18 protein-coding genes are annotated in these 13265 nt (G+C 60.0%); 11 read left to right on the forward strand and 7 right to left on the reverse strand.

Going from position 1 to position 13265, the window contains the following annotated elements; translation table 11 throughout:
* The first annotated feature begins 45 nt into the window (after positions 1–45).
* On the forward strand, positions 46–888 hold the full coding sequence (locus ABD923_RS18515; RefSeq protein WP_259555050.1) for a hypothetical protein: 843 nt from the start codon (positions 46–48) through the stop codon (positions 886–888).
* Positions 889–995: 107 nt separating this feature from the next.
* On the opposite strand, the gene ABD923_RS18520 is transcribed toward ABD923_RS18515, so the two are convergent.
* The 6 genes from ABD923_RS18520 to ABD923_RS18545 all read right to left on the reverse strand — a co-directional run bounded on the left by ABD923_RS18520 (position 996) and on the right by ABD923_RS18545 (position 5089).
* Positions 996–1571, reverse strand: coding sequence for a L,D-transpeptidase (locus ABD923_RS18520; RefSeq protein WP_259555049.1), 576 nt, complete (start codon positions 1569–1571; stop codon positions 996–998).
* Positions 1572–1666: 95 nt separating this feature from the next.
* Positions 1667–2224 carry a methyltransferase family protein gene (locus tag ABD923_RS18525; RefSeq protein WP_259555048.1) on the reverse strand — a complete coding sequence of 186 codons (558 nt, stop codon included), beginning with the start codon at positions 2222–2224 and terminating at the stop codon, positions 1667–1669.
* The gene (locus tag ABD923_RS18530; RefSeq protein ID WP_259555047.1) at positions 2221–3138 is read right to left on the reverse strand and encodes a cation diffusion facilitator family transporter; all 918 of its coding nucleotides are present in this window, start codon (positions 3136–3138) and stop codon (positions 2221–2223) included. The genes ABD923_RS18525 and ABD923_RS18530 overlap by 4 nt, the downstream gene beginning before the upstream one ends.
* The gene (locus tag ABD923_RS18535) at positions 3128–3883 is read right to left on the reverse strand and encodes a transglutaminase-like domain-containing protein (protein ID WP_259555046.1); all 756 of its coding nucleotides are present in this window, start codon (positions 3881–3883) and stop codon (positions 3128–3130) included. Before ABD923_RS18535 ends, ABD923_RS18530 begins: the two co-directional genes overlap by 11 nt.
* A 95-nt stretch (positions 3884–3978) precedes the next feature.
* Positions 3979–4557: a cation efflux transmembrane domain-containing protein gene (locus tag ABD923_RS18540; protein WP_009573601.1), complete on the reverse strand. Its 579-nt coding sequence runs from the start codon at positions 4555–4557 to the stop codon at positions 3979–3981.
* Between the two features lie 103 nt (positions 4558–4660).
* Positions 4661–5089: a MerR family transcriptional regulator gene (locus tag ABD923_RS18545; RefSeq protein ID WP_013959865.1), complete on the reverse strand. Its 429-nt coding sequence runs from the start codon at positions 5087–5089 to the stop codon at positions 4661–4663.
* Positions 5090–5296: 207 nt separating this feature from the next.
* On the opposite strand from ABD923_RS18545, the gene ABD923_RS18550 reads away from it, so the two are divergent.
* Genes ABD923_RS18550 through lnt form a run of 10 tightly spaced genes read left to right on the forward strand, consistent with a single transcriptional unit; the run spans position 5297 to position 12719 of the window.
* The gene (locus ABD923_RS18550; RefSeq protein ID WP_259555044.1) at positions 5297–5863 is read left to right on the forward strand and encodes an SCO family protein; all 567 of its coding nucleotides are present in this window, start codon (positions 5297–5299) and stop codon (positions 5861–5863) included.
* Between the two features lie 5 nt (positions 5864–5868).
* The gene (locus ABD923_RS18555; RefSeq protein WP_009573598.1) at positions 5869–6291 is read left to right on the forward strand and encodes a disulfide bond formation protein B; all 423 of its coding nucleotides are present in this window, start codon (positions 5869–5871) and stop codon (positions 6289–6291) included.
* A complete protein-coding gene (locus tag ABD923_RS18560) occupies positions 6288–6947 on the forward strand; it encodes a DsbA family protein (protein ID WP_078530650.1) in 660 nt (219 codons plus the stop codon). The genes ABD923_RS18555 and ABD923_RS18560 overlap by 4 nt, the downstream gene beginning before the upstream one ends.
* Before the next feature lie 23 nt (positions 6948–6970).
* On the forward strand, positions 6971–7438 hold the full coding sequence (locus tag ABD923_RS18565) for a copper chaperone PCu(A)C (RefSeq protein WP_066010340.1): 468 nt from the start codon (positions 6971–6973) through the stop codon (positions 7436–7438).
* Positions 7438–8064, forward strand: a complete 627-nt coding sequence (locus ABD923_RS18570) for an SCO family protein (RefSeq protein ID WP_109535041.1) — start codon at positions 7438–7440, stop codon at positions 8062–8064. The genes ABD923_RS18565 and ABD923_RS18570 overlap by 1 nt, the downstream gene beginning before the upstream one ends.
* Positions 8061–9434 carry a M23 family metallopeptidase gene (locus tag ABD923_RS18575; protein ID WP_109535040.1) on the forward strand — a complete coding sequence of 458 codons (1374 nt, stop codon included), beginning with the start codon at positions 8061–8063 and terminating at the stop codon, positions 9432–9434. Before ABD923_RS18570 ends, ABD923_RS18575 begins: the two co-directional genes overlap by 4 nt.
* A 3-nt stretch (positions 9435–9437) precedes the next feature.
* Positions 9438–9893, forward strand: coding sequence for a DUF411 domain-containing protein (locus ABD923_RS18580; RefSeq protein ID WP_038008346.1), 456 nt, complete (start codon positions 9438–9440; stop codon positions 9891–9893).
* A gap of 12 nt (positions 9894–9905) precedes the next feature.
* A complete protein-coding gene (locus ABD923_RS18585; RefSeq protein ID WP_038008344.1) occupies positions 9906–10688 on the forward strand; it encodes a ZIP family metal transporter in 783 nt (260 codons plus the stop codon).
* A 28-nt stretch (positions 10689–10716) separates the two neighbouring features.
* Positions 10717–11175: a signal peptidase II gene (gene lspA, locus ABD923_RS18590; protein WP_109535039.1), complete on the forward strand. Its 459-nt coding sequence runs from the start codon at positions 10717–10719 to the stop codon at positions 11173–11175.
* Positions 11142–12719, forward strand: coding sequence for an apolipoprotein N-acyltransferase (gene lnt / locus ABD923_RS18595; protein WP_109535038.1), 1578 nt, complete (start codon positions 11142–11144; stop codon positions 12717–12719). The genes lspA and lnt overlap by 34 nt, the downstream gene beginning before the upstream one ends.
* A 9-nt stretch (positions 12720–12728) precedes the next feature.
* Here lnt and ABD923_RS18600 read toward each other — a convergent pair whose 3' ends face one another.
* Positions 12729–13241: a L,D-transpeptidase family protein gene (locus ABD923_RS18600; RefSeq protein WP_259555043.1), complete on the reverse strand. Its 513-nt coding sequence runs from the start codon at positions 13239–13241 to the stop codon at positions 12729–12731.
* Between the last annotated feature and the right edge of the window lie 24 nt (positions 13242–13265).

Genomic DNA, 13265 nt, shown 5'->3' on the forward strand with positions numbered 1-13265 from the left:
TGTTGTCTCACGACATGGCGTCGGATCTCCAAGGAGACCTCGACCATGGAACCTACGACCGGCTTGATCCTGCGGCGGATTACGCAGACAAATCTCTCTGTTGCAGCGCACAAGCTTGCCACCCTCATCCTCGACGCCATCGCCTGGAAGGATGGCTACAACGGTTTGTCGCGGGGAACGGCAGCCTTCACCCTCTCGGCCCTGGCAGAGAAGATGGGTGTCTCACGGCAGTATCTTGCGGTTCTTCTGAGCGAACTTGAGGCTTCGGAGTTGCAGCTCGAGCGGGCGAAGCCGAATGGCAAGTTCGCGCCCTGGATCTTTCGGTTTTCCGCTTTCGACGAGGAGAGTGAAACCCATGATCTCGTGTCAGGTGAAGGCGACACATCACTATCTAGAGATAATAATAACAAAACTATCTTCTCAGGGCTGATCGATATCACCACGAGTTCGAACGTTTTTCAGACAAGTTGGGCGGAGCTCATCAAAGCAGCGAAGGCCACGTTGCCCTGCTGGAACATCGACACCCAGGTCATCTGGGATCGCTTCCTCGCCTTCAACCGGTCCCGAGGCAACGGCAGGGTGCCGGCCGGCTTCCTGCTTGGCTTCATGCGCCGATGGCGAAATTCGTGGGGAACTCCAACTCGTCCCGCGGTCAAGCCGCCCGCGAGACCAATAACGGATCCCAAAGAGCGCGAATTGCTGAGACAGATGCAAGCCGCACCAACTGCGAACCGCCAGTTCCACGCGTCCGACTTGTGTCGCTTGATCGGACACGCTGCCTACGAAGCGCGGGTACTCGATGTGATCCGCAAGTTTGGGTGCCAGAGGTTTTCAGCAACCTTGGCGGTGCACGGACGAGCGGTGCTGGAAGGGGAGATATCCCGGTAGCTTCGCTTGCTCGGACTTGGAGTCCATGAAAGCCCCGCCACAGATGTCAAGTTCCGATAGTGAAGTTTATGTTAAAAATGGAAGTATCAGCCAGCTTTCCTTGGGTTTCAGAAAATCCTGACCTGGGTTCCCACTTCTGCCAGAGCAAAAAGTTCAGCAATGTGCTCGTTGTACAGTCCAATACAGCCGTTTGATGATTGCCGACCGATTTTGCGCGTGTCACCGGTTCCGTGCACCCGGTAATACTGCCACGACAGATAAAGTGCGTGTGTTCCAAGCGGGTTGTCAGGACCCGGCGGCCAATAGTCAGGCCATTCGGGGTTACGCTCTTTCATTGATGGAGTGGGCCGCCAACTCGGCCCCTCCACCTTCCTTATAACCTCTGTATATCCTCGGCGGGTCAACTCTTCCGATGCAGGGACACTCGACGGGTAGAGTTTGTAGACACTTTCGTCTTCCCACCAATACTGGACTGCACGCGAGTCGATGTCGCACAAAATTGCACCGTGCTGAAGGTTATCGAAGTGGTCTTGCCAGAGATCCGCACTAAAGGACGAAATATTTCTGCGTACCGCCGAGGGCTCCTGCTCCTGCTCCTGAGCACGGAGAAGGGAAGGTGTTGCCAGAAGTCCGATCATAGTTGTCGAGACGAACTGGCGTCGTGTTTTCAGTGTTTTTGTCATATGCCTTGCCTCACTCTTTTGTTGGCTGACGGATACGACCTCTAGAAGCTAGAGGTTCAACTGAAAAACGATGACGTTCTCGTGAGGTCGCGAGTTTACAGGTATCGACGCGTTTCAGCGCAATAATCGCGATACTTGGAGCCGTATTGTTCATGCAGCCATGGCTCTTCCGCGAGCGGGGCAAGGGCCAGCGCGGCAACTCCAACGATGACGATAGGCCAAACCCAAGATGAGGCGAAGAGAAGACCAAAACCTATCAGGATGGCCATGTCGGCAAGGTACTGCGGATGCCGAGAGAAACGGTAGAGACCCGAAGTGATCAGCTCGTCTTTCGCACCGCTGGTGGCTTTCAGTCCAATGCTGAATGCCCCCCACCAGACAATCAGATTTCCGGTTGCGATCAAGAACGGCCCGACCGCCCAACGGAGTGGGTTGGCCATAGAAGCGGATTTCCAATCCAAGATGCCCAAACCGATCACCGCCCCAAACACGGCCAATGTGAGACCCCATGCAATGTTTGGTATGACTGAATGCTCTCTGTTTGGAGGCCAGATGCGCTTGGACGGGCGGGCGATCGACCAAAGGAGCGCACCAATCAAAACCAGACCGGATAGCAGGCCAACGACCATTAGTATGCCTTGGGCAATCGTCATGAGCGGTGTCCGAACACCTGCGCCTCCTGACGCGCATTGTCGCTCGCTTCGAATTCAAGCGTGGAATGCTCGATTGATAAACGTTCATGCAGCACCGATTTGACGTTTTCTTTAATCTTGTCGGCCTCACCCATCCATTCGCGTTCGACGACAATATGGCAGTCCAATGCCGCAGCGTGCTCCTGCATTTGCCACAGGTGGACATGATGCACGTCCACAACGCCATCGACACTCTGGATCGCTCTGACCACGTCATTTCCATCAATATCTGGTGGGCTCCCAAGCATCAGGGTTCGAATTGGGCCCCCTATTTCGGTGAAGGACAAATACAGGATGTAGAGCGCGATGCCGATGGTGATGGCCGGATCAACCCAACGCATTTCATAGAGTATAATGAGCGTCCCGCCGACTATGACGGCCACTGAAGCCAACGCATCCGAAAGGTTGTGGAGAAAAAGCGCACGGATGTTCACGCTCCCCTTCTGCATCGAATAGGTCAGCATTGCGGTCAGCGTGTCGACCACAAGCGCGATTCCACCGAGAATGACTACGGTCCACCCCATGACTTCGGGTGGATCAATCATGCGCATGCCACCTTCGTAGATCAGATAGAAGCCGATCACGATGAGGGTGGTGTAGTTGATCAGGGCCGCGACGATTTCGACCCGACCATAGCCGAAGGTCATGCGCTCATCGGCTGGGCGGCGCGCGATCTTGCGTGCGGCGAAGGCAATGACAAGCGAGGCCATATCGGAAAAGTTGTGCAGCGCATCGGCGATCAGTGCCAGGCTGCCCGACAATATGCCCCCGACGATTTGCGCAACGGTAAGAAGCCCGTTCGCCCAGATCGCGATGGCAACCCGCCGATCGCCAGAATCCGGATCGATATGCGCGTGCCCGTGGTCATGTGGCATTGGCAGGCTCCTCATGCGCGTGTGTCGCGCGTCGGTCAGTCTTGAGGCGGTCGCTGCGGAAACCACGAACGCGCGCATTCATCCAGTGGCGTATGATATGACGGTAAAGGGCACCACGCAGCCATCCAAAGGATTGCTCATGGGAAAAATAGAAGGCGTCCGGCGTATCAAACACGCCGAAATCCTGCACGATGCCGGTTTTCTGAATGTAGGTATCTTCTCCGTTCCAGGCGACGGGAGGCGCGCCAAGGCAATCCGTGCCCGCGCCATAACCGCAGAGACTTTCTGTGTCCGAGAATGACGTTTGCAGGACATCGAGGAAAGCGTCATCCAGGATGAAGCCTTCAAGGTTGATCCAGGCACCTTGAAATTCGATCTCGACCCATGAGTGGAGAATTTCCTGCGGAGCAAGCGGATACACCAGCTCAGGGACAACACCGCGCTGCAAGCCTTTATGGATCGTAAACCCATGCAACCGGCAACGAATGCCGACACCACGCAGCAGCGCCATCAAGAGCGTGCCTTTGGTATTGCACTGCCCATAGCCGTCGGAAAGCACTTCGGATGCGGGGATGTCGTCAGCTCGATTGTATCCGAACGCGATTTCATTCCGAACGAAATCATAGGCAGCTCCGATCCGATCGTATTCGGATAAGCCGCGCCAGCTGCGGTTCTCAATTAGACGCGCAAGAGGCGCGGCATCAAAATCCAGTAGTTTGGTGGGTACAAGTAGGGGGTCAGTCATCTGCAACGGGTCGCTCCTCGAATCGTCTTGGAACAAGACTAATTGCTATAGTCACTATAGCTTCAATCCTTTCTTTCAGAAAGAATCTCCCGCAACTATTTGTCCGTGTGAACCGCTTTGTGGTGTTCGCCGTGTGCGTCGCGCAGGATGTCGATACCGCCCCAGGCCGCGATCCCGGCGACGATCACACCGACGACAAGGTCCGGCCAGTTGGTTCCTAGCCAAGCGACGAGGCCACCGGCCACGACGATCCCGAGGTTCGCGGCGAAATCGTTGTAACTGAAGGTGTTGGCCGCGCGGATATTGACGTTTGGATTTTTGAGCTTAGCGAGCAGCCAAACGCAGACTGCGTTGATAGCCGCCGCGATCAGGGCCATTGCAATCATGATCGTCCCGAGCGGATCTGACCCACCGATGTAGCGGCGCCACGCATCGTAGAGGATGCCTGCAGCGAACAGGATCAGCAGCCCGCCGGAAACGTTCGCCGCCCCGCGTTTCCATTTGGCGGATCGGGACAAGGCGAAAAGGCTGATCGCGTAGACGAAGCTGTCGGAGAGGTTATCGAGCCCGTTGGCGATCAGGGCACTTGAGTCGCCGAAGGCGCCTGTTGCGAAAAAAGCCACGGCCAAACCGATATTGAGCGCCAGAACGATCCAAAGCGTCCGTCTCTCCATTGAATCTTGTCTAGCGGCCATTTTGTGGTTCCAGCTTGTGTTGTACGACACATTAACTTCTGCGGCTGATCTGCGTTCCAGCCGGAATGTTGGCTGAATTCCTTCAGGCCCCGATTTCCTCGTGTTCGGTCAAGCATTCCGAATGGTCCCGCAACACCTCAAGCACCTTGCAATCTCCCGTCCGCCCGCCGCTGCATTCGTGAACCATACGTTTCAGTTCCGTGCGCAGCGCCTTCAGGCGAGCCATGCGCTGCTCCACCTGTTTGAGCTGGCGACGCGCGATGGCATCAGCTTCATCACAGGGCCGATTGGGATGGTCGCTGAGGTCGAGCAGCTCGCGGATCGCATCGAGCGAGAAGCCGAGTTGCCGCGAGTGGCGGATGAAGGACAGTCGATCAAGCTGTGCATTGTCGTAGCGCCTCTGTCCGCCTTCGGTCCTGCCAGGTTCGGGCATGAGTCCGATCTGTTCGTAGTACCGGATGGTCTGCACTTTTGTGCCAGTCTTCTTTGACAGAGTACCGATCGTGAGCATTTTCGCCTCCATGAAAAAGATACAGTTTGTGTAGGTTTTGCCGTCGGAATAGACAAGTGTCGGATTCACAGACGCGTGAGTTCAAGCTATACCATGATTTCGTGCTTGAACCTCTAGCAGCTAGAGGATGTATCCGCACAAGCAATAAGAATCAAAATCAGGCGAACAGGATTGTCCCTTACATCGGCACAGAAGTTTCTTTGGGTTTTGGCAGGCGTGGCAGCGCTTGCCTTCGTATGGCTTTTGCTATGGTCCGATTATCGTGCCGATAGCGCCCGAACCGACGCCGAACCGCCTTTTTTCGCTGAGTTCGAACTGACGGACCACCAGGGTATGGTTCGAACCGAGGAGGACTTTGCGGGGCGCTGGATGCTGGTTTTTATCGGCTTTACCAACTGCCCCGACGTCTGCCCGACGACCCTATCCGAGGTCGCGGCGGTGATGGACGGTCTGGGCGACGATGCCGCCAAGGTCCAGCCGATTTTCATAACAATCGACCCTGAACGAGACACGCCCGCAGCACTCGCCGAATACGTCCCGCTGTTCGATGCGGGCATCATCGGGCTGACCGGCACGCCGGAACAGATCGCCGCCACATCCGAGACCTTTCCGATCTTCTTCGAACGCGTCGAAGAGGCTGCGGCGCCGGATGGTTACACGATGGGCCACACGTCGCATCTGTTCCTCTTCGATCCCGACGCGGGCTTCGCCGACTCGTGGCCCTACGGCACCTCCGCCGAAGAGATCCTCGCCAATCTGGAAGAGAGGATCTGACCGACATGAACCGTATGTCCGGAGAAACAGCCCTCGGGCTGGCGTGGATCATCGCGCTCGTCGCCTCGCTTGCCGTGCTTTTCATCGGCGAGGTGCTGGGGCAGACGCCCTGTGTGCTGTGCTGGTTCCAGCGCGCCTTCATGTTCCCCTTGGCCATTGTCCTCGGGCTCGGCCTTTGGTGGCGGGACGGCCGCGTGGGGCGCTACGGCATCGCATTGGCGCTTGGCGGCGGCGCAATCGCCCTCTGGCACATGGGGCTGTACGTCGGTCTTGTTCCCGAACGCGTCCAGCCCTGCACGGCCACCGGCCCCTCTTGCACCGATGACAACCAACTGGTCTTCGGCATCCCTATCCCGCTGATGGCGCTCGCCGCCTTCGCGCTGATCGGGGCGCTGTCGGCCCTTTCATTAAAGGACACACGAACATGAATCGACGCGGCCTGATCCTGTCCGTTCTTGCCCTCGGCGCCGCCGGTTTCGGCGGAGCCACCTGGTTTGCAAACCGCCCCGGCCCAGTGGCCGAAGCGGAGCCCGTTGCTCCGGAACTTGCGGAGGCGATGATCCGCCCCTACTCGCCCATCCTCGGGCCTGCGGATGCGCCCGTCACGATCGTCGAATTCTTCGATCCGGCCTGCGAGGCCTGTCGCGCCTTTCATCCCATCGTGAAGGACATCATGGCCGAGCATGGGGATGCTGTCCGCGTCGTGATCCGCTACACGCCTTTCCACGGCGCGGCATCCGAGGAAGCGATCCGCGTGCTCGAGGCGGCGCGCATGCAGGACGTTTACGTGCCGGTGCTCGAGGCCGTTCTGCGGGAACAGCCGAGATGGGCGTCGCACGGTGCCCCGGCGCCTGGCCTGATCCTTCAGATCGCCGCCACGGCCGGACTCGATGCCGAAGCCGCGCGCACGCAAATGCTGGCACCCGGTGTCGTGGCGATCCTTAACCAGGATCGTGCTGACGTCGAGGCCGTGGGAATTCGCCAGACGCCCACATTCTTTGTGAACGGCAAGCCGCTCGATCCATTCGGGGAGGCAGAGTTGCGTCGTCTGGTGGCCGCCGAAGTCGCTGCCGCGCAAAGCTGAATGGAAAGGGCAGGATCAGAACGATGAAAAAGTATATTTTGACTGGCACACTGGCCGCGCTTTTGACCCTTGGAGGGCTCTCGGTGCCCGCGCTGGCCGGACCCGAGGATGTTGTCGTCGAGAACGCGTGGTCCCGCGCCTCCATCGGGATGAACCGTCCCGGGGCCGCTTACATGACGATCCGCAACACTGGCGACGAGCCGGTGACGCTGATCGGCCTTACAACTCCGCTCGCGATGATGCCCGAAATTCACGAGACGAAGACAAATGCCGAGGGTGTGAGTTCCATGAGCCCGGCGGGGGAGATCGCGATCGCCCCGGGCGAGAGCGTCGCGCTCGAACCGGGGGGCCTGCACGCAATGCTGATGCGGCTACAAGAACCGATGACGGAAGGGGACACCTTTCCGCTGACCCTGCTTTTCGACGACGGAGGCGAAGTGACGGTCGAGGTGCCGATCCTCGGCATCGCCGCGCGGGGGCCAGAGGACTGATGCGGCGACGGGCGATCCTGGGGTACGGCGCGGCTGGTGTCGGGGCGGTCGCCCTGATGCTCTTCGTCGGTTGGTGGCAGGTCGATGGACCCGGTGGACCCGAACCTGTCGGGCAGCGGCCTGTGGCCCTGACCGAAATGGATTTCCGTCTGACGGATCATGAGGGCAACGCGGTCGGGCCAGAAACCCTGATCGGTCGCCCGACGATGGCGTTCTTCGGCTTCACCTACTGTCCCGATGTCTGCCCGACCACGCTCTCGGACATTTCGGGATGGCTCGACGATCTGGGAGACGAGGCCGACGAGATGAACGTGGTTTTCATCACGGTCGATCCCGAGCGCGACACTGTCGAAACGATGGCCGAATATGTCGGCTACTTCCATCCTGGGATACGTGGCTGGACGGGACCGGAAGAGCAGATCGCGCGCGTCGCGGACGGCTTCCACGCCACCTACGAAAGGTTGCCGACGGAGAGCGGCGATTACACGATGAACCACAGCGCGAGCGTCTTCCTGTTCGCAGCCTCTGGGCGGTTCGTCACCATGATCGACTATCACGAACCCAGAGAATTCGCGGTGCCGAAAATTCGCCGCGCGCTGGAAGAAGAAATGGAGGGGGCGACATGAGGCTCAGAACTTTGGCGGCTTGTGTCGCAATTGCGGGGACGGTTTCCGGGGCAGCTATCGTCATCTCCGGTGTTTTCTCGAAAGAACCCGTGCCGCCGAAACTTGCCTCGGCAGGTAATTGGATGCCCCAAGGTCCTGAAGCCCCCCAGAACGTTGACATCCCCGTGACGCTGCCCGTGACGGTATGGGCAGAAGATGCACCCGACCTCGGCCCCCTGCCCCTTCTGCAGGTCGCGTTTGCCGACAGGCCCGTGCAGGCGATCGAGCCACCCCTGTCGACATGGTCGCGCAACATTGCACCTGGCGAGACGCTCGATTTCTTGCTGTCTGAGGCTGGTCTTGCGGCACCTGACAGAGCCGAAGTTGCCCTCGCGCTTGGCGCGGAATACGATCTGCGACGGCTGCGGCCGGGGCACTCGGTCACTGTTGCTTCGACCATGGACGGCAGCCCCCGCACCGTCTCACTCGCCGTCGAGGACGGGGTTCGGATCGAGGTGGTTTTCGGCGAGCAGTTGTCCACACAGGTCGTGGCTCCGGATCCGGAGATCGTAACCCTTGCCGGCGAAGCCGTGATCGACAGCTCGATCTTCGCGGCACTCGACGAAGCCGGCATACCCGCCCGTTTTTCCGTGGACCTTGCGCAGATGCTGGGTGGGACCGTGGATTTCCGCCGCGAGATGGCCGGCGGCGAAACACTAAGGCTTCTCTGGCGTGAGGCGCGGGTCGGCGAGGACAGGATCGGACAGCCCGAACTCGCCTTCGCCGCACTGGACATCGGCGGTTCGCTCTACGAGATCGTATGGCCTGACGACGGCAGCGGTCAGGCGACGATCTACGTCGATGGCGAGGTGCTGCGCGTCTTCGCACAGCCGGTCGAGGGTGCGCGCCTCAGCTCGGTGTTCGGGCGCCGCACGCATCCGGTCTTTGGCAACGTCCGGATGCACACCGGCGTCGATTTTGCAGCGGCACGTGGGACACCGGTTCAAGCGACGGCACCGGGGCGGGTCAATTTCATCGGCTGGCGCGGCGGATATGGTCGCGTGGTCGAAATCTTGCACGGCTCCGACACCATGACGCGCTACGCGCATCTGAGCGCCGTGCCGGAAGATTTGGCACAAGGCCAACGCGTTGCGGCGGGAGACGTGATCGGCCGCGTCGGCGCGACTGGCACGGCGACAGGTCCGAACCTGCACTACGAAGTCCTCGTGGATGGGCGCCCGACTGACCCCCTCGCTGACGACCGGCTCGCCGAAGCAGCCGAGAGCGAAGCGGATGATACCGCCGCGCTCTCGCGTCTGGCCGAGGCGCGCGCGCTTCTGAATGAAAACCTCGGCAGCGAGATTGCCGAAACGACAACCGAAAGGCTCTGACCCATGAAACGCATGACCCAAGCTCTTGCCATCACGCTCGCCCTGTTCCCGGCGGCACAGGCCCTCGCAGAGGCAACGGCGATCGACGTCCGCAAGACCAACGGTTGCGGCTGCTGCCTCTCGTGGATGAACCATCTCGAAGAGAATGGCTTTGCGCCGACCGGCCAGGACATGTTCGGCGGGTTGCTGGTTCGCTTCAAGCTCGACAACGGCGTGCCGCAGCGCATGGTCTCCTGCCACACCGCGCTCATTGATGGCTACGTGATCGAAGGCCATGTCCCGGCCGCTGACATCCGCCGCCTTCTCGAGGAGCGCCCGGACGCCGTCGGCCTCGCCGTTCCGGGGATGCCCTATGGCTCGCCCGGCATGGGGCCAGAAGACGACCGCGAGGCCTATGATGTCTTCCTCATCCGCAAGGACGGGTCGACGGAAGTCTTTTCGAGCTACGCCGAAGGATAATCTGGCCCGCCCATGGAAAATCTTTCTCCGATAATGCTCGGCTTTCTCGGAAGTCTCGCCGCCGGATCGCTCACAGCAGTCGGAGCAGTTCCCGTGCTGTTCGGGCGCATCCCGTCTCGGGCCACACGCGATCTGTCGCTCGGCTTCGCTGCCGGTGTGATGCTCGCCGCTTCTTTCTTTTCGCTGATCATCCCGGCATTGGATGCGGCGGAGCCGATGTTCGAAAACGGCGCGATGCCTGCGGCCATCGTATGCGTTTCGATTCTTCTGGGCATGGGGGCTGTCGCCCTGATGAACGAAAAGCTGCCGCATGAGCACTTCAAGACGGGACGCGAAGGGCCCGAAGCGGCGTCTTTGCGGCGGGTCTGGTTGTTCATCATTGCGATCACGATCCACAACTTCCCCGAAGGCCTTGCCGTGGGGGTCGGCTTCGGATCCGGAGGTATGGAGGGCGGTCTGCCGCTCGCCATCGGCATCGGGCTTCAGAATGCGCCCGAAGGATTGGCCGTCGCTGTATCTCTGCTGGGCGAGGGATATCCGAAGCTGCGCGCCTGGGGCATCGCGGCGCTGACGGGCATGGTCGAGCCGATTGGCGGTTTGCTCGGGGCCGGCATCATCACACTGTCGGAACCGCTGCTTCCATGGGGTCTGGCCTTTGCCGCGGGCGCAATGCTCTACGTCATTAGCCACGAAATCATCCCTGAAACCCATCGCAGCGGCCATCAGAACAGGGCGACGCTCGGTCTCGCAGTCGGGCTCGTTCTGATGCTGTTCCTTGATGTCTGGTTGGGATGAGGCAATGTCACTAAACAAGGTATCTCCGATGATCGGCGTCTTCGCAGCACTTGCTGCGTTCGCGATCGATCAGATCACCAAAGCCATTGTCGTTGCGAATGCCGTCACTTTAAGCGCCGGAATTCCCGTGTTTCCGGGATTCAACCTCGTCTTTTATCGTAATGACGGCGTGACTTTCGGGATGTTGGGCGGCGCGCCGTGGTGGAGCCTCATCGCTTTCGCTCTTGCCATCTGTGTTTGGCTGGGGGTTATGCTGTTTCGCGCCGACAATGCGGTGGAAACGCTTGCCTACGGTGCGATCATTGGCGGAGCCCTGGGCAATGTCATCGATCGTGTGCGGTATCGGGCCGTAACAGACTTTCTCGATTTCTATATTGGCACAACACATTGGCCTGCCTTCAACATGGCGGATGTATTTGTCGTCAGTGGCGTGGGGCTCTTGCTCGCTGCGCCATGGATCAGCGTGCGGCGTCCGATCAAATCGTGAAGCCGGAAATTCTGAACCGCATAGCACTGCTCCACCGTTTGCTTTCGCGGATGACGCTTGGTTTCGTCGCCGGGGCGCTGACCGTTCTGACTTTCCCGCCTTTCTCGCTTCTCCTGCTTGTTCCCGTTGCCTATTCCGCGTTGTTTGTCGGTCTTCGCGATCTCTCCTTCGGGCGCGCTTTCCTCGTCGGCTGGGCGTTTGGTCTTGGCCAGTTCGGTTTCGGGATTTCGTGGATTGCAGAGAGTTTCTACGTCGAGGGCGAGCGGTTCGGGGCGATGGCGATCCCGGCCGTCGCGGGATTGTCCGCAGGTCTCGCAATTTTCCCGGCCATTGCCGCAGCGCTCTTCGCCGAAATCGCGCGGCGCGGAGCCCTGGGCAATCTCCTGGCCTGCCTCCTGTTCGCGACCTTCTGGACCGTGGCCGAGTGGTTGCGTGGTCACGTTCTGACAGGTTTTCCGTGGATCCTCGCCAGCTACGCTCTGGTCGATTACGCCGCTTTGCGCCAGCCCGCCGCCTGGGTCGGAAGCTATGGGCTAAGCTTTCTCACCGTGTTCGTCGCGGCACTTCCCGTCGCGGCTGTCATGGCGTCCGGGCGGCAACGACTGACCATCTCGCTCATGGCGCTGGCCGGCATCGCGACGATGTGGGCCGTCGGCACACTTCGCCTCCAGTCGGATACAGAACAACCACCCGGTGTGGAGCTGCGCATCGTCCAGGGCAACGTTCCCCAAGAGGAGAAATGGGCGCCCGAGAACCGCGAGGCAACCTTCGCGCGTTATCTTGAGCTTTCAACCCAGCCCGGCGATTTCGACGTTCTTCTCTGGCCGGAAACCGCCTTTCCGGGTTTCCTCGATGAGGATACGGAGGCACGGGCCCGCATTGCCGCAGCGCTACCAGACGGCAGAGTGCTGCTTACCGGTGTGCCGGACCGTGTACCGAGCGAGGATGGCACCCGATATTTCAACACGGTCCAGGCATTTGACGAGACCGGCGAGATCCTGACCGGATACGCGAAACACCATCTCGTGCCCTTCGGCGAATACGTGCCATTCCGCGGCTGGTTGCCCATCGAGCGGCTCACGGCGGGTCTGGGCGATTTTACGCCCGGACTGGGCCCGAGAACGCTTGCGCTTCCGGGTGTGCCGCTGGTCGCCGTGGCGATCTGCTATGAGATCATCTTCCCAGGGCATGTGGTCGATGACCTGTTCCGGCCGGAGTGGATTTTCAACGCGACAAACGATGCCTGGTTTGGCACCAGCATCGGACCCGAGCAGCATCTGGCTTCCGCACGTATGCGCGCCGTAGAGGAAGGCCTTCCAGTCATCCGAGCCGCGAATACGGGCATCTCTGCGGTCATCGACGCGAGCGGAGAGATCGTTGCGCGGCTCGATACCGGCGAAACGGGCATCATCGACGCTAGCCTGCCCTCCGCGCGACCGCCGACACTCTACGCGAGCTTCGGAGACTGGATGCTGTTGGCGCTCATCTTGGCTTCGTGGAGCTGGGCAATGGCGCCAATGCGACGGCTCACTACCGCCGCATGAGAAAGACCGTCATGCAAAGATGTGGATAGGTGTCCCGTCCTTCACCATTGCATAGATGTCCTCGATCTCCCGATCCGTGACCGCGATGCAGCCAGCTGTCCAGTCGCGGACATTTGTCGGGTCGATGCCGGGGCGTGGGCCACCATGGATGAAGATGTCGCCGCCGGGGGAAAGGCCCTGCGCTTCGGCAAAGGCGATGTCGGCCTCGTTCGGATAAGAGATGCCAATCGAAAGATGGTAGGTGCTGTTGGGGTTTCGCCTGTCGATTGTGTAAACTCCTTCCGGAGTCCGGCCATCCCCCTCGAATTGTTTGTGACCCTCGGGAGCGAAACCCAGCCCGACCGGATAGGTTTGCAAGACGCGATCGGCTCCGTCGAGAACAAGCAAGCGCTGTCCCTTGTAAAGCCGAACACGGGTGACTTCGGGTCCGTCATAGCTGCGGAACTTGCTGGCACACCCGGACAGAAACGCTGCCAGCCCGCCCAACAGGACGGCGCGGCGGGGAAATCGGATGGTTTTCACTGCTCGATGCCTCTTTCGTGAGGT

The sequence above is a fragment of the [Roseibacterium] beibuensis genome (genome assembly GCF_039542305.1).
GTDB classification, from domain to species: domain Bacteria; phylum Pseudomonadota; class Alphaproteobacteria; order Rhodobacterales; family Rhodobacteraceae; genus Roseibacterium; species Roseibacterium beibuensis.

Excerpts from the sequence above, each read along its gene's own strand:
- ABD923_RS18515 (WP_259555050.1), top strand. The coding sequence starts at position 46 with ATGGAACCTACGACCGGCTTGATCCTGCGGCGGATTACGCAGACAAAT.
- ABD923_RS18520 (WP_259555049.1), bottom strand. The coding sequence starts at position 1,571 with ATGACAAAAACACTGAAAACACGACGCCAGTTCGTCTCGACAACTATG.
- ABD923_RS18525 (WP_259555048.1), bottom strand. The coding sequence starts at position 2,224 with ATGACGATTGCCCAAGGCATACTAATGGTCGTTGGCCTGCTATCCGGT.
- ABD923_RS18530 (WP_259555047.1), bottom strand. The coding sequence starts at position 3,138 with ATGCCACATGACCACGGGCACGCGCATATCGATCCGGATTCTGGCGAT.
- ABD923_RS18535 (WP_259555046.1), bottom strand. The coding sequence starts at position 3,883 with ATGACTGACCCCCTACTTGTACCCACCAAACTACTGGATTTTGATGCC.
- ABD923_RS18540 (WP_009573601.1), bottom strand. The coding sequence starts at position 4,557 with ATGGAGAGACGGACGCTTTGGATCGTTCTGGCGCTCAATATCGGTTTG.
- ABD923_RS18545 (WP_013959865.1), bottom strand. The coding sequence starts at position 5,089 with ATGCTCACGATCGGTACTCTGTCAAAGAAGACTGGCACAAAAGTGCAG.
- ABD923_RS18555 (WP_009573598.1), top strand. The coding sequence starts at position 5,869 with ATGAACCGTATGTCCGGAGAAACAGCCCTCGGGCTGGCGTGGATCATC.
- ABD923_RS18560 (WP_078530650.1), top strand. The coding sequence starts at position 6,288 with ATGAATCGACGCGGCCTGATCCTGTCCGTTCTTGCCCTCGGCGCCGCC.
- ABD923_RS18565 (WP_066010340.1), top strand. The coding sequence starts at position 6,971 with ATGAAAAAGTATATTTTGACTGGCACACTGGCCGCGCTTTTGACCCTT.
- ABD923_RS18570 (WP_109535041.1), top strand. The coding sequence starts at position 7,438 with ATGCGGCGACGGGCGATCCTGGGGTACGGCGCGGCTGGTGTCGGGGCG.
- ABD923_RS18575 (WP_109535040.1), top strand. The coding sequence starts at position 8,061 with ATGAGGCTCAGAACTTTGGCGGCTTGTGTCGCAATTGCGGGGACGGTT.
- ABD923_RS18580 (WP_038008346.1), top strand. The coding sequence starts at position 9,438 with ATGAAACGCATGACCCAAGCTCTTGCCATCACGCTCGCCCTGTTCCCG.
- ABD923_RS18585 (WP_038008344.1), top strand. The coding sequence starts at position 9,906 with ATGGAAAATCTTTCTCCGATAATGCTCGGCTTTCTCGGAAGTCTCGCC.
- lspA (WP_109535039.1), top strand. The coding sequence starts at position 10,717 with ATGATCGGCGTCTTCGCAGCACTTGCTGCGTTCGCGATCGATCAGATC.
- lnt (WP_109535038.1), top strand. The coding sequence starts at position 11,142 with ATGGATCAGCGTGCGGCGTCCGATCAAATCGTGAAGCCGGAAATTCTG.